The following is a 22,736-nucleotide window of genomic DNA, read 5'->3' on the forward strand; positions in this document are numbered from 1 at the left end:
GGAACCGCGACCTTGCCACTGTCATATGACAGTGTTACGATTCAGGCATGGAACGTTTATTCTCCATTTCCGAATTGCGAACGATCGCGGCCCGGGCGCTGCAAGACGCGGACTATGTCCCGGCTGCTTCGGCGCGCGTCCGTGATGTGCCCGATACTCGCACGATCCGCTACTACACGTCGCTGGGGCTGATCGATCGCCCCACCGAGATGCGTGGTCGGACGGCGTTTTACGGATCGCGGCATGTGTTGCAGTTGGTCGCCATCAAGCGATTGCAGGCCGATAGCCTGACACTGTCAGATATCCAACAGCGACTCGCCGGGATGACGACAAAAAAGCTGCAATCCACTGCCGCATTGCCCGCCGGCTTCTGGAAGCAAGCGAAACGCTACCTCGACCAGTTGCCGACATCACCCGCGGCCCCCACGTCAAAGATCGAAGCGTCCCAGAACGAAACCGCGGACGGTGACGAGTTTTGGATCCGCCCCGCGGCGGCGCCGTCGGATCCGACTGGCGCGGCCGGCGAAGTTTCCGGTTGTCGAATTTCACAGTCGCTGCAGATCGCATTGCACCCCGATGCACAACTGACCATCACCACATCCACCAGTGCCAAACAGATCGGTCCTGCGAGTCTGCAACGATTACGAGCGGCCGCCGATTCGCTAATTCGCGAACTGGTTCGCCAGGGTTTGATCGACACACATTCCACATCGACGCGAGACACACGGTCCTAGGTCCGTTTCTTTTCTTTGGAGGCTTCTGCCATGACTACCTTCACACTGCCGCGAATCGACCAAGCTGACGAAGCCGATACACCCTTGGGTTTCGGCTCGCTAAAGACGGACATCGGAAACATGCCGCTTAAGCAACTCGGCTATCACACTCGCGTGGTCGGCATGGGTGCCGCCACAACGATCAAGCAAACCTTTTATAACCCGTTCGACGAGTGCATCGAAGCCACGTACATCTTTCCGATCGAGGGCGACCAAGCCGTTGTCGGTTGCGAGATCTGGGTCGCCGACCGTTTGGTGCGTGCGCAATTGAAGGAGCGAGGTCAAGCGAGATCCGATTACCGACGTGCGATCCACGATGGTTACCGCGCCGCCTTGCTTGAACAAAATCGCGGTGAAACCTTCTCGATGAAGGTTGGAAACATTCCGCCCGGCGAAGCGATCCAGGTTCGCATCGAAACGATCGGAAACCTAACCGTTGCTCATGGCGAATGGACCTTGCGGTTACCCCTTGTCGTGGCACCTCGCTACACATCCGGCTTTCCGATGCCGGGCCGCAGCGTGGGCTCCGGCGTCGCGGCGGATACCGACCAAGTGCCCGATGCGTCGACCGTGACGCCACCAACTTGGTTGCCCGGTTTTCCTAGCCCCGTGGATTTGTCACTCTCCGTCGACATCGATTTGGGTGCTCTTTCGGATGCTCCCGATTGGCCGACGCGACTGCGAAGCAGCCTGCATGCTGTTGCCGTCCAAACACAATCCGATGACGGGGGCACCGCACGATCGGCAAGCCTAAGAATCCAGCCTGGCGAAAAGGTGGACCGTGATTTCATCCTTCGCGGTTCGTTGAACACGTCGCAAACGACCGCTTCGTTGATGCATGACGAATCCAACGCGACGTTCGCGGTTCAAGTCTCGCCGCCCGCGAAAGCGTCATCATCGCCACGTGACATCGTGTTCCTGTTAGATCGCAGCGGCAGCATGTCGGGCTGGAAAATGGACGCCGCCCGACGAGGCATCAGTCGCCTGATCGACACACTGTCGCCGCAAGATCGATTTCAGGTACTGGCGTTTGACAATCGGATCGAGACGCCACTTGCAGGAACGCCGATTCAACTGCAACCGGCCACCGACGCCAACCGATATCGAGCAGTGCGTTGGCTTGCGAAAATAGAAGCTCGGGGCGGAACAGAAATGGGGTGGGCGATGGAACAAGCGATTCAGCCGTTCGCTTCTCCGTCGAATGAATTTGATTCCAACCCACGGTCCGCAGCTTTGGTTCTGGTGACGGACGGACAGATCACGGGCGAGGACTCTGTTTTGCGTTTGCTTGGGCAAATCCCCAAGCAACGATGTCCACGAATTTATTGCCTTGGCGTCGACCGGGCAGTCAATGGCGGCGTCTTGAAACGTTTGACAAAGTTCACCAACGGAACCTACGAGCTGGTCGAATCGGAAAAACGACTGGACGAAATCCTGCAACGATTCGGACTCGAAATGGGATCTCCATCGATCACAGACTTGCGTTTCGAAGCGATCGACGGCGATATTTCTCAACTGACGCCCAACGGCCAGGACGTTCTGTACTCCGGGCGCCCCGTTTCATTCTATGGCCGAACGACCGGATCTGGATCGCCTCGCATCGCCATCCACGGGACGCAGACCAATGGCCAACCGTGGAGTCAGATTCTCGATCCCATGCCAGTCACCACGGGCGGCAACGAAACCAGCGTCTTGCATTCGCTTTGGGGACGAGCCCGTCTACGAGAACTCGAAGACCAATTTGCCGCGTCCGCTGCACCGGACCGCTTGCTACAAAATGCAATCACCCGATGTTCGCTTGAAACGAACGTTCTCTCTCGCTTCACTGCGTTCGTGGCCGTCGACGATACCGAGCGCGTGAACGCCAACCGACATCCGCATTCGATCACCCAACCCGTTGAATCACCCGAAGGATGGCAATCATCCGCCGCGGCGCCGATTGCCCGCAACCGCTTGGTCGCGTTCCCGAAGCCTGCGACTGTCCGACAACCGTCCACGGGATCCTACGTATCGAAGGGCCCATCCACGAGCGGCTTTGCGTTACCCAAACAGTTCGATGACCTGATCGTCCAAAAGGGAATCGTCAGCTTGGATCAATTCAGTGAAGCCGAAGCACTGGCCAAGTCAACCGCAACGAACGTCGGCAACGCGTTGGTTCGTCTGCAGTATGCGACAAGCGAAGAAGTCGCCCGAGTGACCGCTGAGTCGTTCAAGATGCCGTACGTGAATCTGCGACACACGTCGATTCCATTGAATGTCGTTGAGCTGATTCCCGAATCGGTCGCCAGAGAAAACGGTGTGATGCCGCTGAGCCAGTCAGGAAATTCGTTGACGGTCCTGATCAGCAATCCGTCCGACTTGGAAACGATCGAAAAGCTGCGATTCATCCTCAATCGAAACATCCAAGTCATGGTCGCATCCCCCGAAGCGATCATGCAAAGCATCAATTTGCACTATGGACAAGTCGAGGGTGAATCGGCCGATTCGATGCTGCAAGAGTTCACGGACACGGCCATCGACTTCACCGAAACCGCCGATGATGACGACATGATGGATGGCGATTCCGATGCCTGCTTCGGCTTGGCAGACGATATCGTTGCGGGACGTCTGCAAAGCGATGACGAAGTTTACGGCATGATCCAGCCAACGAATGATTGGATCGAACCGCCGATGCGCAAACGAAGGGCGTCGCAACCCAAACCTGCGCCCCAGCTGAATGACTCGCCCGTGATTCGGTTGGTCAACCTATTGATCGCCGAAGCGATTCAATTGCGAGCGACTCACGTGATCCTAAGTCCACGCACCGAGGCGGTGGTCGTTCACTATGTGGTCGACGGCGTCGCCGTGGAACGCGAGAGGATCCCACGACGTATGTTGGCGGCGATCATTTCGCGATTGAAGATTCTGTCGAACGTCGACATCGCGATCCAGGACCAACTCCAGTCTGGGACCATGAAGTTGACGGTCGGAGACAAGTCAACGGTCAGCCAAGTTCACTTCGCGCCCACGCAAGAGGGAACCAAGGTTTTGATTGAACTTGGCGTCGAAGGTCAACCATCACCGGATGCAACCGTTCCCGATAGTGTTCGCGAGTGGTGGGATCCTGTTACGCCGCTGCAATAGACAATTCCGTTCGTCCGAAAGGTGACGCGATTGCGATCGCGGGAGTCTTCGTCGCAGTCGGGCGACGGGGTCAGTTTGGCCAGCAGTCGTCGACCACGAAAATCCGATCTGCTTCTTGGACCCGATCTCCATCAAGCTGAAATCTGGCCAGCAGCACCGGTGAACCGAATCGGGCGTCGCTCTGGCCGATTCGATGGACAACTTGCTCGCCGGTCGAAAGCGAGTTCCATGTGCCGGCGCCCTCAGCAATAGCCGAAAGCCAAAACGGCTTATTGAGCACGCGATATCGGAACTGGGCATCGTGGCGGATAATATCCAAATCAGATGACCGAATGATGGTGCCTCGCAAGTGATCCGCCAGCATTCGATCCGGCAGCGTCGACGGCGGAAACTGGGACGATTCGTAAAAGACCACCCCTTTGACAATCGCCTGCCGAATCTCGATCCCTGAATATGGCCCACGACTGATCGGCAACTGATGCTGCTCGATTCGGTCGATCTTCCGCTGGAACGTGTCGCGGAGATTGGGACCAATGAAGTGGCTGCCCAGGATCGTTTGATCGTGTTGATACAGATAAAACTTCACGGCGACTTCCAAGTGGTTCAGTCGCCCCGCTTCATCACGAAAAACAAAGTCAACCTCGCCAAGCGTATCGTTACCACGCCGAATTTGCTCGCTGGCAGCGACAATTTCGACGCCCCGCACATGAGCCAACCAATAGTGCATCAATCGTTCAAAATAGTGACCGACTTTGCGCGGCGGTTGGTACCGGAAAAACTCGACCAAGTGATCGACGTCAATTTTGCTCGGCACAATGACCAGGCCCTCCGTCGCCAATGCTTCCGCCGGCACAGCGTGCTCCACCGGCAGTGGTTCGGTCTGTACCGATGCCAGCGCTGGACTGTTAATCGCCCATGCCAAGTCGGCGAGTAGTTGCGGTCCAGAAAGCATAAGACGTGGCAAGTTTGGTCGATGGAGTGTCGGTTGGAAAATTGGAGAAGGGTAGTGTAGAGAATACAGTTGCACTTCGAGGAATTTTGTGGCAAGTCGCACTGGATGGGGCGATCCTTAAGACGAACAAACTGGTAGCTCGAGGCTGCTATCGCGCCGGTGATACACCTTCGGTTGGTGACCACACGTCGACGCCAGGAAGAAGTTCTCGCAACTGGTCGACCGGCAGTGTCCATTTGCCGTGATAGCCAACATACAACGTCTTCAAACGCGACAGGGCTTTCAGACTCTCCAGCCCGGCATCGGTCACCGTGGTCTTCGGGTTCGTTGCGTAGACCGGCGCGAGGACCAAAGTTTCCAAATTTGGCAACACGCTCAGCTCGCCGACCGACGCATCATTAAGATGCTCGAACGAACTAAGGTACAGCGTGTGGAATCTGGGCAATCCCTGCAGGTGCTTCAAACCACCGGCAAAGTTCGACTGACTTACATCAAGCAGTTCCAGATTCTTGAGTGACGATAGCTTTGCGAGGTCATCCCCGATCATTCGTCGCGATGATGAATCGTAGATATAGACGCCGCTTAGCGAAAGCCGTTGCAGGCTGGCGAGACTGCCGATCGTGTCGAGATCGCTTTGCGTCAGATACAGGTGCATCAAGTTGAGTCCTTTCAAGTGGGTGAACTCTTTTAAGAACGCCAATCGCGAGGAGCTTCCGTCGCGATCCGGCTTCCAGTTTGGTTCCACCACCTGCATGACGATTTCTTCGCCTGGCACAAACGTTACCTGCGACTCGATGAACTCAGGCATTCTTCCCAAATCCAGGTATTCAACTTCGGCTTGTAGACCTCGATCGCGAATCGCTTGCAACTTGGCGAAGTCATCAATGGCTTCGGCAGGTAACTGGAACTGTGGCGTGGAAACTCGCACCGTATTGCGAGAAACTTCGGGTCGCACAACCGCGTCTGGCTGAGCGGGAAGTTCATCGCGAGAGACCTGCTCGGTTGTCAAATCCGCGTAAACGATCATGTATTGATCGTCTGCTTCGGGTGCATACCAAAGCAGTGGGCGATTCGATTGGTTCAATTCCCCACCACCGAAATAGTTCCAGTCGTTCTCTGGTTTCATTGAAAGTTGAAACGCGATCGCCCGCCCGATGGCGGTACCAAATTCCTGAGCCGATTTTAGTGCCGCAGCCTTTTCGGATTCCGTCCCGTTGTTCACCTGATTTTCCAGAGAAGCGGCAAACTTGCTCAGAATTCCCAACTGTGTGCCGGTTGAATCATCGATGGACAACCAAAGCGGAAACTTCGATTTGTTCGCATGAGCGCACAGTCGCAACATCTCGACAACATCGTCGAGCGTCGCCGGCGAAAGATGTTGCGACACGTCGTCAACAGCCAGCAACTCGAAACCGTCGGGCAGGGCGGTGGAAAACTGATCCACGTTGACATCGACGTTCATTTGGATGTCGGACATGATTCGCCACATCGGCACCGATTCGCCATCGTTCATGTGCGCCGGAATTTCAAACCGGACCGCAACGAGCGCCGGTGCGAGCGTTGCTACATCGAACCATGCTCGGACGATTTCGCCACCGAGGGTTGATTCGTATCCTTCCAGTGTGACGCCGTCTCGCATTTGCGTACCGAGCGACTTGACGCTTCCGTCCCCGATTCTGTCGACGCGAAAATGGTGCAGCAATGCTTCGACCACCCGCGCCGGGGATGTAGCATCCAAGACCATCGCCGAAGGGCCTTCCATGACGATTGCGTGTTTGGTTTCTTCCTGCAACAGAACGATGCGGTTCTGTTTTCGATCAATGATCTGAACCGTCCGCAATCGGTCGTCTTCGACGCGATGCCGCGACGGAGCGAGATAGGTGACCCTCTGGCTACCGTTCGTGTTAACCAATTCGTTCAGGTTTCCCGTGGATGAAAACTGAACTTGGCAAACCATCGACCTCAGCGACTCCAGACGTTTGACTGCCTGTGCGTAAACGTTAGCGTTGCCCAGCGGAATCCCGATCAATGCGAAACCGCTAACGATCACGGCCAAGATGGACGCCGCGACCGCGAATCGTAAGACGACCGGATACCGTCGTGAATCGATGGGAGGGCCTGTCGTTGCCACTGAAACTGATGCGGCACTGTGGGCCCGTTGCTTCACGCGTTCGATGGCGTCGGCAGGAACAGGATCACTCAGCACTGCCCAGACAGCCGTTTCGAGTTGCCCGTCCAGTTCTGGATGTTTTGGGTTATCGGTGTTTGGATTCATGACTGGTCTCCTTGAACGACAGCCAATTGGCTGGAGAGTTTATTGCGAGCCTTGTAGAGCGTTGTGGATACCGTTTCAGGTGAAACGTCCAGCGCTGCCGCGATCTCGTTTCGTGAAAGTTGTTCGAAGTACGCGAGGCTGAAAATTGCAGCCTGCTGATCGGGCAGACTTCGAATCGCGGCGCGAAGCCAAGTCGTAAGCTCGGTCGCGATGAGTTGTTGGTCCGGTTGCTGTGCCGATGAAACAACATCCATACTCGGCAACGGTTCCGGCCGTCTGCGGTCACGACGCAGTCGATCGATCGAGCGAACCGTTGCCAAACGAACCATCAGACCCGTCCAAGAGCGCACTGGCCCGGATTGGTGAACGGCCATCGCCTCTGTGAAGACCTCTTGGCTAACATCTTCGGCGTCGTGAACCGATCCGAGGATGCGGTACGCGATACGAAAGACGCGTTCCGCATGTTTTTCGATGACTTTTCCCCAGTCAGGGGCAGCGGGATCGGACACATTGGGTCTCCTTCGAGAAAGTGAGTGACTATCAAGTGGTCGAGCCACGCCGTCATCCATGACCCAAGAAGTCAAAACTCCTCACCTGAATTCCATTGTCAACAATTTTGCGGCCTGCCGTCATGGACCATCCGCCCGGCACGGAGAGGTTGCGAAATCATTGAACAATTCAATTTCGAGGGCAATACAAGCACGAAGCGGGAGCGAGCGGATCAGATTCAAACGCTTGTGCGTCGTGCTTGTATAGGTTCACGGGCTAGGAGTGAAAATTCAGCCCGGGCCTCAAGCCCGACACGCCGCAAAGAGTCGACGTGGTCCATGCATGTTCGATCCAGATTCGGCCAGTCAGGATATTTTCGCGCCCTGGCCTCGTCGCAACCACGCCTAAATACTTACAGACACGCGGTTAAGCTTTTACGTGAGTCTGTGAATCGTTCCCCTACGATCACACGGACCCATTGATGCTCTTTCCATACAGTACCGACGCGCCCATCTACTTTCGCCCGGTGGGAACGATCACGGTCATCGCGTTGAATTGCGTGATGTTTTGGTTGACGGGAATGGGCGAGGTGATGGGGAACGCAACCTCCGACTTCCGTTGGCTGATCCTCGAATTCGATCGTATCCATCCCCTTCAATGGATCACGTCCGCCTTCATGCATGCCAGTTGGATGCACTTGGTCGGCAACATGATCTTTTTGTGGTGCTTTGGCTTGATCGTCGAAGGCAAAATCGGCTGGCAGAAATTTTCCGCTCTCTACTTCGGGATCTGTCTTGCCGATGGAGCGATCATTCAAATTCCGATGTACATGATGTTCGGCGATTCGTTGGGCGGTGCCTTGGGAGCATCCGGCGTCATCTTTGCTTTGATGGCGATCGCAATGTGCTGGGCACCCGAAAACGACATGAACTGTATCCTAGGGCTGGGATACTATTTTCGATCGATTGACGTGCCAGTCTTTGGGTTCGCGGCGTTTTATCTGATCCTACAACTTTTCCCGCTGGCCTTTGGCGGGTTAAGGATGTCGACGCCGATGCTGCATTTGCTAGGCATGTCGGTAGGGTTTCCGTTTGCGTTCTATATGCTGAAACACAACTTGGTTGATTGCGAAGGATGGGACATCGTTTCGCGATGGAAGCGACTGCCTCGTAACCCACTGGCCATTGTGGGGCGAATGTTCCAAAGCCACGACAAACGCGAAAAGGCAACATTGTTGGCGACTGCATATGGCAGCGGTAGCCGCGAAGCAGGGCAAGATGCCCTTCGACAGATTCTAGAGAACCCGAGCGTCTTCAACCCGCCTGCGTTCAATGCTGCGGTCGTCTCGCCACCGCCGTTTTCGAATCCCGCGCCCACTGCCGCTTCATCAGAAATGAGTACGGAAGTAAGACATAGGGAACCTGCACCAAAACCATCGGCGATTGATTTGTTTCAAAACGCGATCGAAAACGATCAACTGTCCACGGCAAGTGCCGCCTATCGTTCGATCCGGATGGGCGCGGGCACTCATTTGATCGGTGACGAAGTACTGTCTCGTTATGTCAAGCTATTGGGACAACATGGCAAGCACATCGACTCGCTCGATCCGCTAGAAGTGCTGGTCTCGCGGCGGTCGCGATACTGCAATCAAGCGTGCTTGCGAACGGCTCTCATACAACTTCAATGTAAGCAGGACCCAACGGCCGCCCAAGCCGCGCTGACTCAGATGACACAACCGATCAGCCCCCAGACAATCGCCAAGCAACGACAAATTATCGCCGCATGCGAATCAAACACCAACCGGACTCGAAGCAAGACCCTCTAAGCACGATCGCATCAGCCACACCTACGACTTGATTGCCGACGATGGCCGCCGCACTGCCCGCGAACGCGGCTTGGAATTGCTGGCCGCGAAGTCCGGCAAATCAGGCTCTCGCATCGGCGATAAAAACGCATCGACTTGTTCACGATGCCGGTGGCGATTGCGGTCGTCCGACAACGCGAACAAGCGCGGGCGAGTGGGTCGCAACGCAACTCATCCCAGTCGCGGAAACCTGCCCAATTCGATCTAGCGAACATCGGGCGGAAAAGCATTGCGTCAAACAACCCCCAAAGACCACTCCCGGCACCCCCAAAGGCCGGGCGTGACAACCTCAATTCGCGCGAAAAGGCCGAGTTGGTACCCGACGATCAGACTTTCCATCCTCGATCCAGTGAATACACTTTCCCCGAAATCGACGTTGCACTATCCTGCCGGGATCACTTTCGACGTCCTCTATTCCCCTTCGGTGTCTTCATTGTTTCGCACACTTATCACTTTCGCATCCGTCGTTTTTTTCACGTTGTATTCCTCCACCGTTTGCCGAGCAGATTTGGTACTCGTCAATGGTGGGTTTGATGGCACGCTTGCCAATTTCTCAACGATTAACAGCAGCACCGACGCGACCGTAGGAAACTGGCTCAAGTCGTCTGGCTTAAATCAGGTCTCCACCGGATTCGGCGCGAACACGACGAACATCATTATGAGATCGAGTACGTTCTCTGGCTTCGCACAACCCGACCGGGCCCACTCGGTCGCGTACCAATTCCTCGATGCAACAACGGCGAGCGGAACATACCAGTTCAATTTCGAATACTACAACGATGACATTGGTTCGTCGATCGCAGTTCAGGATAGCATCGCGAGCGTCAACATCTACGGGATCAAGGGAAGCACTTGGACAACGACCAGCGGTTTTACAAGCTTTGGATCTACGTCCCAGGCGGAGGTGGCTCTTCCCACGCCTGTGATTTCGGGCGCGATCCTCACGCCACTCGGCTCATTTTTCTCACTCAGTCAAACCGACCAATGGCAGAGCGGCAGCTTCGAATTTGATCTCGGCGCTGGCGGTTACGACACCGTGGCTGTTCGACTGGGGGCAAGGTATCACGTTACAGGTCCAAGCCGAACCGCGTTCGACAACATTGCACTGACTGCCGTTGCGGTGCCTGAACCTTCGACAGCGTTAACGTTCACGGCTTTCGGTATAGCCGCGATCGGCCTTCGCCGCCTTCGGTTGCGACGCGATCGACGGCGAAACAATTGATCGATCCTGCGTTGGAACTTGCTGCCGCAGATCGCGTCTGACGTTGCCCTCTGACCGAACATCATGCGTTTAGAATTTGAAACCGCTGACAAACTCGCCCGTCACTTGGCCGAGGACATTGATCTACGTCATGCAGTGTTTCAAGGCGTTGACCTGACTGCGTTTGCCGATCGGTTGGCCAAAGCTGATCTGCGGGACGCAGTCTTGCTGGGCTGCGTGATTCCGGAGTCGTTGCAGGGCAAGCTGTTCGATGCATCGGCGATTATCTTCCCCCATATTCCGAACACACCTTTTGCCAAGTATCGCGGACTGCTTTACACGCCCGAGGAACTGCAAGATGCCTATCGACCGGGCGATCATGATTCGTACCAAGCGACCCTTGACGGCCGAATCTATGAACACTTCAAACGCTCTGGCCCGAATCCCGACGACGCTGTCGAAGCGCTGACACGACGGCTGCATGACATGGCAATCACCGATGCCATGCAAGAGTTCATTGTCGGCAAGCGGATCGTTGCCATCATGGGTGGACACTCGATGCGTCGCAGCGACCCGATGTATACCCAAGTCGCTTTGATCGGTCGCGAATTGACTCAGAAGGGCTATCTTGTCACGACCGGCGGTGGCCCCGGTGCAATGGAAGCCGCGCACCTGGGAGCCTGGTTCGCCACGCGCAGCGAGAACGATCTGTTGGACGCGGTAAAGATCCTCACAGCCGCTCCGCTCTACGATCCCATCGGTCCCTGGCTGGACGCCGCCTTTGCCGTCGTCGAAAAGTACCCCGTCAAGGATCGCGATGCCTGCCAGAGCCTGGGGATCCCCACATGGTTGTACGGGCACGAACCACCGGCCCGGTTCGCTCTTACGATCGCGAAGTACTTTGCGAACAGTGTTCGGGAGGAAGGTTTGCTTGCGATCGCGACTGGCGGAGTCATCTTTACGCCCGGCAGTGCGGGCACGATTCAAGAAGTCTTTCAAGACGCGTGCCAGAACCATTACAACAGCTTCGGCGTGGTCAGTCCGATGGTTTTCATGGGCACTCAGTACTGGACAGAAGAGAAACCCGTCTACCCGCTGCTAAAACACCTGGCCGCAGACAAACCCTACGGAAAGCTGCTCGAGATTCACGACCATCGATCTGATGTCGTCGCAGCGATCGATTCGTTCGATTCATCACGCGGTACCCAACGGATCTAAGGATCGAGCGCAAGATATGTGTCTCGTTTTTCAGTCGCTTGATTCTTAACCACCGATGGACGCAGATGAACGCGGATAAGATACCGAACTGAAATCTGTGTTTATCTGCGTCCATCGGTGGTTTAAGTTCCAAGGAGTTCTTCCTGAACAACTGAGCAGAAACCCGACCCTATTTTTTCTCGCAGTCCGAATCGATGATCCTCCTTTTCATCTCTAATATCTGTTTCCCGATCATGACCCGCATTTCTGTTTTTCTTTGCCTATCCGCCTTCTTTCTTGCTTTCGCTGGGAACTCAGCATTGGCGTCCGGCGTGGGAGCTCCCTCGGCGTCGCCTGCAGTCAGCGCCGCGTTTCAAACGTACGACACCAATGGCGACGGACAAATCGAGGGTGCCGAATTCAGTGCGATGCCCGAGGCATTTCGGGCTCTTGATCAGACCGGTGACGGGCTGCTTTCCAGTGAAGATATGGGTAGCAGTGGTGGCAGTTACGACCCTACGGATCTGTTCCTTTGCGTAGTGTTCGCGTTGATTGCGTTGCTGTTTTCTTCGTTATGCTCGGTGGCAGAAGCGGTATTGCTCAGTATTTCGCCGTCGTATGTCGCCAACCTGGAAAAAGAAGGCAAGCCCAGCGCTGCGAAAATCAAGAGCGTGAAGTCCAACGTCGATCGATCACTGGCCGCGATCCTGACATTGAACACGATCGCGCACACCATCGGTTCCGGCGGGGCAGGAGCTTATGCGGCGAAGTACTGGGGTGACGGTGCGGTTGGCATCGCGATGATCGTTCTGACGCTGCTGATCCTGTTTGTGTCAGAGATTATCCCCAAGACAATCGGTGCACTCTACTGGCGAGCACTCGCGCCGATCTCAGCGAGTTTTATCAAGTTCCTGAACTTCATTTTGTATCCATTCATCTTTGTGTCGGAGCTGATCACGAAATGGTTGGCCGGCGGTCACAGTCACCACGGTTTTAATCGGGACGAGTTCACCGCGATGGCAGGCATCGGTGCCGAAGGCGGGCACCTGGACGAAAAGGAGTCGCGGATTCTGCAAAATCTGTTTCGCTTTCCCGATTTGTGCGTGGAAGACATCATGACACCCAGCACCGTCGTGTTCGCGCTGCAGGAAAACATGACCGCCCACGAAGTGTTGCAAAAGCATGAGAAACTTCACTTCTCAAGAATCCCGATCTATTCCGAAAGTCGTGACCATATCACCGGCTTCATTTTGAAGAACGAGTTGTTGATGGACGACATTCGCAACGACGGCAAAACCGAACTGAAAGACTTCACAAAACGAGAACTCCATGCGGTCCTGGACAAGACACGCTTAAGCACGGTGCTGGAGAAACTGCTGGATAATCGGGAACACATCCTGATGGTCGTCGATGAGCACGGCGGACTGGAGGGCGTCGTGACGCTGGAAGACGTCGTCGAAACCCTGGTCGGAATCGAGATCGTTGACGAGTCAGACAGGGATGTCGACATGCGAAAAGTTGCTCGCACCAAATGGGGGCAGCGCATGAAAACCCGCGGCATCGACGTCAGCAAGATCACCACAAAAGAAACGCCCGATCAGTAGTTGTTCGGTGAAAATCGTACATTCGCTACACAAACGCCGAAGCGCCAGCGAGTGTACTTGTGTGACCGTGGCAGAGGTGTGCTCGGTCGATTTCCTATTCTTCAACCACCTGATTCCACGATGGATCCAAGTGCAACACATAATCGACGGCGGTTGGGTTACGTCTCGCACATCCTGCCGTCAGCGAGATCACGTAAAAAATGGTCGGCAAAAAAGTGGACGGGCGCCGATTTAGAAACTCGCCCGTCCCCCTTTACTCGTCCACCGTTTCATCGGCGTCCGCACAGCAGCAAAGCTGGCAACCCAAAAGGGAGAGAATGGCTGGCTTGGTCATGAAGCAATGCGGGTCGGTCGGATTGATCAGAGGCGACAGACGCGCGGGGAGCGCTAGAGCAAACAAAATGGTAGCACGAACGAATTCAGGCTGAGGTCACCGCTGCACCTACTTGGGGAACGGTCTGATACCGAGCAGCATCTCAGCTCTCTCGGTGAGTGGCCTGGAGGCCAACGTATCATCGGTGTACTCATCGAGATGTTGGCAGACGAGCGAGTAGACAGCCTGGCGATCTAGCCCTGTATCGACTTCAACACATTTGTTCTTGCTCTTGAAGAACTCGACCGTCGGCAATGTCTCCGCTCGAAAAGTGTCGAACCGTAGTTTCAAACTTTCGATGTTGTCGTCCACTCGCCCGGTGTACTTCGCTCTCGCTAACACGCGTTCTTCTAGGACATCAAATGGGCACTCAAAGAACAGCATCTTTGGTAACTCGGCGTCTTGGCCAAAGACGTCGATCCAAGATTCCATATTCGAAATGGATCTTGGAAATCCGTCCAAAAGAAAGTTCTTCTTGCCAGTGGTTCGCGTGGCGTTTTCCATCGCGTCGCGAAGTAGCTTCACGACGATGTCGCTGGGAACCAATTTCCCTGCCGCAATGATTTCTTCGATCGTTGCCGCTGCTGGGCCTGCCAATTGGCGTTCGGCACGCAACAGTTCGCCCGTAGAAAAATGAGTCCAACCAAGTTGCGACTCGGCCAATTCGCACATCGTTCCCTTTCCGGCACCCGGCCCGCCGAGCACAAACACCACGTTGGGCGGAGGACATGGTTGTCTTGGATCGTAGTGATGGACGACGACCTTGGGGGCAGGGGCCACTCCCTTCTTATAGACGTGCCAGGGCGTGTCAGTGGGCGGCATTTCATCGTCGCACGTGGCGTCATATGCCAAGTGACCGTCCAGTCGGCAGAGTCGCCAGGACCGATAAGTGTTGGAGTAAGAAAGTGCCGGGCTTCGTTCAGACTTACCGTCGGCGCGGTCCCAGGCCATCTTGCCATTCCAATAGCCGAGGCTCGAAACCGTTCCCGATTCCGACTTGGTTGCCGGTGCGGTGGACGGAACAAAGAGCCCGTCAACTTCGGGAAGGCCAGCTCCCGTGACCTCGATATAGAACGTATTCGGCTTCGACTCGTTTGACTGGGTCATAGACTCTTCGACAAGCATTCGTGGAGAAAACAGCGCGGCCGGGGAGCAGCAATAGCTGAGCTTGCTGGCCTTCCGTGTCGGGAAACGGATACTCGGCCATCCGCTTCGCTGCACAGTTGACTCCAGATTTGATCGCCAAGCAATCGATGCTCGCCCAGCGCAAGACCAGACCGGGATGCGTTTCGACCCATAAGCCACGGTGCGAATCATTCCGTTGGCATTGGGCAGTGTCGCAACAAAAACTGCTTTGCTGTTTCAAAATGCCGACCACGAAAGAAAGCGGTGCCGCCGTGGCCGGCGTTCTTCAAAACCACCAGCCGCCCGTCTAAGCCCGCGTCTTTGTAAAGTGATGCGATTCGTTCGCTTTGATCGAGCAGCACTGTCGAGTCAGCGTTACCATGAAAAATCAGCAACGGCGGATCGTCTGCCGAAACATATTGCGAGGGACTGGCCCATCGCTCAACTTCTTCTGAAACCTTTCCATCGCGAAGTCCGCCTAGCAAAGCGAGACTGCCTGATTTTTCCGTGTAGGCACGTTCGGGCTGCGTCTTTCCGCGAAGAACAAAGTCGGAGGGTCCGAAATAGTCGATCACCGCTTGGACACGTGACGTTTGGTCCATGTGTTCGCCGACGTCTCCTTCTAAATCGGGAACGTCACCCGAAACTCCTAACAGCAATGCCAGATGTCCGCCTGCGGAACTGCCAGCGACGGCAATCGAGTCTGAGCGGTATCCGAACTGTGTAGCATGAGCTCGCAGCCATCGAATTGCCGCTTTGCAATCGTAGATTTGAGCCGGAAAGATCGCCTTGTCGGTGAACCGATAGCTGATGCTTGCCAGTGCAAAGCCAGACTCGACGATTTCAGCAATCCTAGGGCTACTTCTGGATCCGGCCCTCCATCCGCCGCCATGAATCCAGACAACCAGCGGAGGTGCATGCTGCACGTTGGGAACACAAAGATCTAGCTTAAGTTGCTGACCATCCACGGCGGCATAGACGATGTCGCGGTGCATCGTCACATCGGTTGGCGATTCGGATTGCGCCCTTTGGCAAAGCATCATTCCGAAAACCGAAACGGCAATCAACGCGACTCGCATTCCACATCTCCCAATCATCGTCTTAGGTAAAAGCTCTTGAACACCAGTGTAGCGATTCGATTGACCGAGCCCATTAACAGCCTGTTGAAAAAGGGGGCTGTTTGGCGAGAGCTTTCCTAGCCGAGCGAGCCGCGGGTTGCGGCTGAACGATAAATCAAAGGCGTCAGGCCTGAATGCCGCGTGGTTAGGCGTGAATCACTACGTGCACACGGGTTTGGCAAGTCGAGTTGGACAACCTTTGCTTTGCACCACCGCTTCGAACGTTTACCGATCACTCGATCACAACTAATAAATCGCCTGTCTCTACTTGAGCTCCGCTCTTGATCAGAACTTCGGAAACCGTGCCGTCTTGTTCGGCATTGATCATCGTTTCCATCTTCATCGCTTCGAGCGTTAGGAGCTTCTGGCCCTTCTTGACTCCGTCGCCTGGTTTCACCGCAACTGCCACCACCATGCCAGGCATCGTGCTGCCGACGTGACTCTTGTTCGACGGGTCCGCTTTCGCGGCTTTGACGATATCCGTTTCCAAGCTGTGATCCGTGATGGTGACTTCGCGCGGCTGGCCATTAAGTTCAAAGAAAACGGTTCGAGTCCCATCGGCGTGCGGATTGCCGATCGTTAAGAATCGAATGATCAGCGTCTTGCCTTCTTCGATGTCGATGGCAATTTCTTCGCCCAGTTCCAAGCCGTAGAAAAAGTTCGGCGTTGGCAAAATACTGACGTCGCCATACTTCAATTGATGCGCGGCAAAGTCTTCGAACACCCGCTCGTACAACAACCACTGCACGACTTCACGTTCCAACGGGTCACGCTGAACGAGTTCTTTGACCTTCGTGCGGGCGGCATCAAAGTCGGCTGGCGGGAGCGTTTCGCCAGGGCGGCCCTCGAACTCCTTTTTCCCCAGCAGAACACGATCTTTGACCCGCTGAGGGAATCCGCCGGGCGGCTGTCCCATTCCGCCGCCAATCAAGTCGATCACGCTGGCCGGAAACGCGATGTCTCGATCGGCATTGAGCACATCTTCATTGGTCAGTTCGTTGGCGACCATGAACAATGCCATGTCACCGACCGCTTTACTGGTCGGCGTCACCTTAATGATGTCGCCAAACAACTGGTTCACCCCGGCGTACACCTTACAGACTTCCGCCCAACGATCCGCCAAGCCAAGCGCACGAGCCTGCTGGAATAAATTCGTGTACTGCCCGCCCGGCATTTCGTGCTGGTACAAGTCAGCGGTCGCAGGCAACACCTGACTCTCAAACGGAGTGTAGAACTCGCGGGTCGCCCGCCAGTAGTCCGCCACTGCGTCGATGGAATCGGTATCAAGTCCCGTGCAGCGATCGCCGTACCGCAACATTTCAGCCACGGTGTTCAGGTTGGGCTGACTGGTTCCGCCGGACATCGGGGCCATCGCACAATCAGCAATGTCCAACCCGACCTTGCTACCTTCCAGGATCGAGGCGGCTTGAATGCCAGCCGTGTCGTGGGTGTGAAAATGAACGGGAATTCCGACTTCTTCCCGCAACGTCTTCACCAGCGCCGATGCGGCTGCGGGTTTGCACAGACCGGCCATGTCCTTGATGGCCAAAATGTGAGCGCCCATGCTTTCCAATTCTTTGGCAAGCCCGACGTAGTACTTCATGTCGTACTTGTTGCGGTGCGGATTGGTCAGGTCGCCGCTGTAGCACAGGCTCGCCTCGCAAAGCATGCCACTTTCGATCACCGCTTCCATCGCGACCTTCATGTTGGGCACATAGTTCAGCGCATCGAAGACCCGGAACAGATCCATGCCGCACTGCGCCGCCTCTTTGACGCAAGCCGCCACCACATTGTCAGCGTAATTGGTGTAGCCGAGGGCACTGGATGCTCGCAACAACATCTGTGTCAGAATGTTGGGCACCTTCGCGCGGAAATCAGCGAGTCGTTGCCAAGGGCACTCTTTCAAGAATCGCATCGACGTATCAAACGTCGCACCGCCCCACATTTCCAAACTGAACAGGTCGCTGCAGTTGCGCGCGTACGCATCACCGATTTGCAATAGGTCATACGTCCGCATCCGAGTCGCCAACAGCGATTGGTGAGCATCGCGGAAAGTGGTGTCCGTGATCAGAAGTCGCTTTTCGTCGCGGATCCATTTCGAGAAACCGTCGGCGCCCAGTTCGATGAACTTGTCGCGTGAACCCTTCGGGATCGGTTGGGAATGATCTACCGCTGGCAGCGGTGCGGGCTCGCGACGAATCGCCATCGGCCGATCTTTGACCAAGTCGCATCCGTTGACCATCGTCTCGGCCAGGTAGGTCAGCACCTTGGTGGCGCGGTTCTTTCTCGCATCAAACTGAAACAATTCAGGAGTTTCGTCAATGAAACGCGTCGTACAGTTGCCGCTCGTGAAGGTGGGATGCGACAGCGTTTTCAACAGAAACGGAATGTTGGTTTTCACGCCGCGAATACGGAATTCACGCAACGCCCGCTTCATGATGCCGATGGAACCTTCAAAGTTCCGACCTCGCGCGGTGACTTTCGTCAGCAGCGAATCATAGAACGGATTGACGACCGCTCCGGAAAACGCGCTGCCCGCGTCCAGTCGAACCCCCATGCCGCTGGCGGAACGGTAGTGGGCGACACGACCATAATCGGGCATGAAATTGTTTTCGGGATCCTCCGTCGTGACGCGGCACTGGAGCGCGAAGCCGTTCAGTTTGATCGAGTCCTGAGACGGGATGTCGATCTCGGGGTCCGATAGTTTTTTCCCCTGCGCCACCATGATCTGCGACTTCACGATGTCGATCCCAGTCACCTCTTCGGTGACCGTATGCTCGACCTGGATTCGCGGATTGACTTCGATGAAATAGAACTTCTGTTCGTCCGCATCGACCAAGAACTCAACCGTTCCGGCGCAGCTATAGTTCGACTCGCGGCCGATCTTCAAAGCCGCCTCCAGCATGCCTTGCCGCAGCGGTTCGCTAAGGTCGGGTGCCGGTGCCAGTTCGATGACTTTCTGGTGCCGTCGCTGCACCGAACAGTCTCTTTCAAAAAGATGCACCAAGTTGCCGTGTTCATCACCGAGCAATTGGACCTCGATGTGTTTGGCACGAGCGATGAATTTCTCGATAAACACTTCGGCATTGCCGAATGCCGTCAGTGCTTCATTGCGAGCGCTCTCAAACGCATGAGCAAACTCTTCTGCTTTTCGGACGACTCGCATGCCGCGTCCGCCACCGCCGTGCGAGGCTTTGATCATGACCGGGAAACCCACTTTCTCAGCCGCCGCTTGCGCTTCGGCCAAATCATCTACCGCACCTTCGGTTCCCCCCAGGATCGGCACGCCTGCTCGGATCGCAATCGCACGCGCGGACGTCTTGTCACCGAGCCCCTGCAAAGACTCGACGGACGGACCAATGAACTTGATGCCGGCTTCCGCACACGCCTTCGCAAACCCGGCTCGCTCCGAAAGGAATCCGTAACCTGGATGAATGGCATCCACGCCCACTTCCTTGGCCAGTCGCACAATGGATTCGATATCCAGGTACGCTCGAATCGGCTCGCCCTGCTTTCCGATCTTGTAAGCCTCATCGGCTTTGAACCGATGCAACGCGTAGCGATCCTCGTGCGAATAGATCGCCACCGTGCGGATCCCTATTTCACTGGCACTCCGAAAGACACGGATGGCAATTTCGGAACGATTCGCGACAAGCAGTTTTTTGATGGCAGGCATGAGCTAGGGCAGTGATGAAGAAGTCGGACATCCATTCACGGCATAGGATACCGACTCTGCAGGCCTCCATGGATCGTCAGGATCGAATCGCCAGAACAAGTCTGAACAACCCGGCAAAACCCAGGACAGCCCAGGACAACTCTGAGTAGTGCCATTCGTAGCTGGCTCGTTTGACTTGGGTCCCTTTGACCTGATCACGTATTCTCGTGACGGGTTCGCGGCACAGGAACGCTGCTTGAATGCCGCCGCCATGGGCTGACGGTAGACCATCGCCGGGTGAGATCTCAGTGTCGCAGGTGGACTAACCCGAAAAAGATTGCGGGGAATTGCGGGTTTCTCGGGAAATACGGGGATTCTGCGCTCTGTTTTGGACCGCACGGGCCCTAATCGTCTAAGCGTCCGTGTGTGGTCGCTGTCCCGTACCTGCCGGAGCATTGTCTCCACCCGTTTCTAATTCGAGAGATTGAGATGCGCAGATCCGTTTTGTTGCTGCTTAGTGTTTGTTTACTTTCAGCGGGCACCGCGCCTTCGATTCTGGCACAGGCTCCTGCGAACCCCGCGGCCGTTTTGGTCTTTGAAGTCGACCCGGAACGACTCCGCGAGAGCGGCATGCTTCAAGAGCCCGAGGGATTCGCCAAGAATGCGCTGACGAAGACGATTCCGGCGGGCAAGATCGAGCTTAGCGAACTCAGCCGAATTCATGGTGCGGTCAGCGCTCCGACCGATCTTCAGAGCCTGAAGAACATGGCAGAAACAGAGACGTTGCCGATGGAGATGTTCATTCAAATTCAGTTCAAGTCAGCCGAGCTTGCTGAGAAGGCATTCGAGCAAGCGAAGAGTCGAGGTGTTCCCACGACGATCGCCGGTCAACAGTTCTTCGCGGTACCACCGAACCAAAAGGCTCCCACCAATATGTTGGTGCATCGTTATTCGCAGGACACGATCGAGATCGGCACGCAAGGCTTTTTGACATCGCCGAATCGAGAGTTCGTCAAAGATAAGCTAGCCGTTGCCTGGCCTCAGATGCCCACGGCCGCGATCCGAATGGCGTTCGACCTCGACGGTGTCCGTCACTTGATCGACTATGAAGCGATGTCGAATTCCGTCGTGGCCCACCCTGCCATCCTGATTGTCAAGGAAACATCGGTCGTTCGATTGGGCGTCGATTTTTCGGGCGACACGCTGCTGTGGCTTTCGTTCCGCAGCGAAGATGCAGAAACCGCGCACCGAATCGAAACCGTGCTCGACAGCCAACTGATCACGCTCAAAAACGTCGGTGCGCAGGCAATCTCAAGAGCAGGTCCCGAAATGCAAAAACCCGTCCAAGCCATTTTGGATTCCATGGATTCAAACGTCGACGAAAACGATGTGAACCTCGTGATTCCCAACCCACCGGGACTCATGGACGCGCTCGACAAAGCGTTCCCGTTTCTCGGCATTGCCAATTGAGCTACCGGCGCGTCGGGACTCATTTCGTACTCCATGTAGATTGGCGGATCGTCATTCGTGATTTGCGATAGTGCAGAAACGTCATGCATCCTCGCGACGAATGCATCACGAGTGTCGACGCCAAACATCGCCTGAAAATCACGATGTGGTTTGTCATAGCCTGGGATGTGATCGATCCACCACTGGTAGTCGCGACTGGTTTGCCCGTCTCGTGTTGCCACGCAACTGAGTCGCGTCGATTGCCGTTCAATTGGGTCGTCACTCTGGGGATCGGCCATTTCATCGTGAAAGGCGAGGTTCATAGCAATCTGAGCTCCTGCTGATCCACCCCAAGCGGCAACTCGCTCATCATCGATGTTCCAATCACTCGCTTTGGTGCGCAAGAACTGCAACGCGCGTCGGCTGTCGTGAAACGCTGCCGGCAATGGTTCATGCTGAATCAGTCGGTAGTTTACGGCCGCTACAGAAATCTTGGCATCCAGTAATGCCTTCACGGTCGCCGGCCATTTCTCGACGATCTTGCCCTTATCGAAGGCGATGAAACCTCCGCCATGAAAGTAGACGGCCAGCGGGGTGGGTTCCACTGACTGCGCCTGCCAAAAGTCAAGAACGTGTCGCGGGTGTCTGCCGTAGGAAACGTTGCGGTGCGTTGGCGGTAGAAGTTCCTTTTCGGAGAGTCTGACTGCCGCATTCTGCGTGCTCTCGGGAGGTTCTTGTGACGCGTTGGCTTCGTGCAATTGCTCTTCCAATTCGCGAATGACCTGGTCAAGTGCCCGCGCGGCCTCCAAAATGTTGCCTGTCCCAATCTCATTTTCGACGCTCTTCATACGCTCCTCGATTTCTGAAACCGATCGGCGATCGCTCATACGTTTGCTGAGCTGGCGAACGCGTTCCACCTTTTCAGACATCACCTTCCGCCAGTCGGCTTCTGGTTTTTGTTTCGCAAGCGATCGTGCCAACTGACGTTGTTGCTCTGACATTTGCGACAGAAGACTTGTGCGAACTCGAACTTGGAATAATTTCAGCTTTGCCTCTGCCTCCAGTAAAGCGGCCATGCGTTTGACAATTTTCTCTTCGTCAAGCGTGTCGGCTAGCAGAACTTCAAGAAGCGGCTCTACCAGAGGCTTCACCTTTCGTCTCAGTTCATGGTACTCCGGTTCTGCCGCCTGATAGGTTCGTTCGATTCGGCTTCTTGTTTCCGCTTCTATTCCCAACTCGCTTGCCCGACTACGCAACCAAAAAGGCTTCGGAAGCAATGTGTCAAATTCTCCATCTTGCATCACGTCGCCGCGCCACCGAGCTTCTTCGCGCTTTTCGCTCGCGAAGTTTCTTGCCCCCTGACGCTGTTGGGCGGTAACTTCAGACAGGAGGCTGACGCGCACTCGGACCTGATAAAGCTTCAGTTCGTTCTCCGATTCCAACACTTTCTCCGCTCGTTGCTGAATCTTCTCTGTGTCAAACTGACCCTCAACAAGCGCTTCGTTGAGCTTTCTCGTGCGACTGTCAAGTTTGTCTTT

13 protein-coding genes and 1 pseudogene are annotated in these 22,736 nt (G+C 55.4%); 7 read left to right on the forward strand and 7 right to left on the reverse strand.

Annotated elements, in window-relative coordinates:
- Positions 1-47 precede the first annotated feature (47 nt).
- Complete coding sequence (locus tag Poly51_RS12655; RefSeq protein ID WP_146457993.1) at positions 48-734, forward strand: helix-turn-helix domain-containing protein; 687 nt, start codon at positions 48-50, stop codon at positions 732-734.
- 30 nt (positions 735-764) lie between these two features.
- Complete coding sequence (locus tag Poly51_RS12660) at positions 765-3,896, forward strand: ATPase, T2SS/T4P/T4SS family (RefSeq protein ID WP_146457996.1); 3,132 nt, start codon at positions 765-767, stop codon at positions 3,894-3,896.
- A 70-nt stretch (positions 3,897-3,966) separates the two neighbouring features.
- Here the strand turns inward: Poly51_RS12660 and Poly51_RS12665 are convergent, their stop codons facing one another.
- From Poly51_RS12665 to Poly51_RS12675, 3 genes are all read right to left on the reverse strand, one after another.
- Positions 3,967-4,848, reverse strand: a complete 882-nt coding sequence (locus Poly51_RS12665; protein ID WP_146457998.1) for a DUF1853 family protein — start codon at positions 4,846-4,848, stop codon at positions 3,967-3,969.
- Positions 4,849-4,996: 148 nt separating this feature from the next.
- Positions 4,997-7,123, reverse strand: a complete 2,127-nt coding sequence (locus Poly51_RS12670; protein ID WP_146458000.1) for a hypothetical protein — start codon at positions 7,121-7,123, stop codon at positions 4,997-4,999.
- Complete coding sequence (locus Poly51_RS12675; RefSeq protein WP_186775513.1) at positions 7,120-7,632, reverse strand: RNA polymerase sigma factor; 513 nt, start codon at positions 7,630-7,632, stop codon at positions 7,120-7,122. Before Poly51_RS12675 ends, Poly51_RS12670 begins: the two co-directional genes overlap by 4 nt.
- A 461-nt stretch (positions 7,633-8,093) precedes the next feature.
- Between Poly51_RS12675 and Poly51_RS12680 the strand changes: the two genes are divergently transcribed.
- From Poly51_RS12680 to Poly51_RS12695, 4 genes are all read left to right on the forward strand, one after another.
- Positions 8,094-9,437: a rhomboid family intramembrane serine protease gene (locus tag Poly51_RS12680; protein ID WP_146458004.1), complete on the forward strand. Its 1,344-nt coding sequence runs from the start codon at positions 8,094-8,096 to the stop codon at positions 9,435-9,437.
- 697 nt (positions 9,438-10,134) lie between these two features.
- Positions 10,135-10,698 carry a PEP-CTERM sorting domain-containing protein gene (locus Poly51_RS12685; RefSeq protein ID WP_146458006.1) on the forward strand — a complete coding sequence of 188 codons (564 nt, stop codon included), beginning with the start codon at positions 10,135-10,137 and terminating at the stop codon, positions 10,696-10,698.
- Between the two features lie 63 nt (positions 10,699-10,761).
- Positions 10,762-11,895 (forward strand): LOG family protein, encoded by a 1,134-nt coding sequence (locus Poly51_RS12690; protein ID WP_146458008.1) that lies wholly within the window; start codon positions 10,762-10,764, stop codon positions 11,893-11,895.
- 233 nt (positions 11,896-12,128) lie between these two features.
- Positions 12,129-13,478, forward strand: a complete 1,350-nt coding sequence (locus Poly51_RS12695) for a hemolysin family protein (protein WP_186775514.1) — start codon at positions 12,129-12,131, stop codon at positions 13,476-13,478.
- 442 nt (positions 13,479-13,920) lie between these two features.
- On the opposite strand, the gene Poly51_RS12700 is transcribed toward Poly51_RS12695, so the two are convergent.
- The 3 genes from Poly51_RS12700 to Poly51_RS12710 all read right to left on the reverse strand — a co-directional run bounded on the left by Poly51_RS12700 (position 13,921) and on the right by Poly51_RS12710 (position 19,770).
- Positions 13,921-14,958 (reverse strand): nucleoside monophosphate kinase, encoded by a 1,038-nt coding sequence (locus Poly51_RS12700; protein WP_146458012.1) that lies wholly within the window; start codon positions 14,956-14,958, stop codon positions 13,921-13,923.
- 206 nt (positions 14,959-15,164) lie between these two features.
- Positions 15,165-16,073 (reverse strand): alpha/beta hydrolase, encoded by a 909-nt coding sequence (locus Poly51_RS12705; protein ID WP_146458014.1) that lies wholly within the window; start codon positions 16,071-16,073, stop codon positions 15,165-15,167.
- Positions 16,074-16,326: 253 nt separating this feature from the next.
- The gene (locus tag Poly51_RS12710; protein WP_146458016.1) at positions 16,327-19,770 is read right to left on the reverse strand and encodes a pyruvate carboxylase; all 3,444 of its coding nucleotides are present in this window, start codon (positions 19,768-19,770) and stop codon (positions 16,327-16,329) included.
- A 468-nt stretch (positions 19,771-20,238) separates the two neighbouring features.
- Here Poly51_RS12710 and Poly51_RS31275 point away from each other — a divergent pair, with 468 nt between their 5' ends.
- The gene (locus tag Poly51_RS31275) at positions 20,239-21,219 is read left to right on the forward strand and encodes a hypothetical protein (RefSeq protein ID WP_246114457.1); all 981 of its coding nucleotides are present in this window, start codon (positions 20,239-20,241) and stop codon (positions 21,217-21,219) included.
- Positions 21,220-21,266: 47 nt separating this feature from the next.
- Here Poly51_RS31275 and Poly51_RS31780 read toward each other — a convergent pair.
- Positions 21,267-22,499, reverse strand: a pseudogene (locus tag Poly51_RS31780) (alpha/beta hydrolase); the annotation flags it as partial.
- Between the last annotated feature and the right edge of the window lie 237 nt (positions 22,500-22,736).

This window comes from Rubripirellula tenax, assembly GCF_007860125.1.
GTDB classification, from domain to species: domain Bacteria; phylum Planctomycetota; class Planctomycetia; order Pirellulales; family Pirellulaceae; genus Rubripirellula; species Rubripirellula tenax.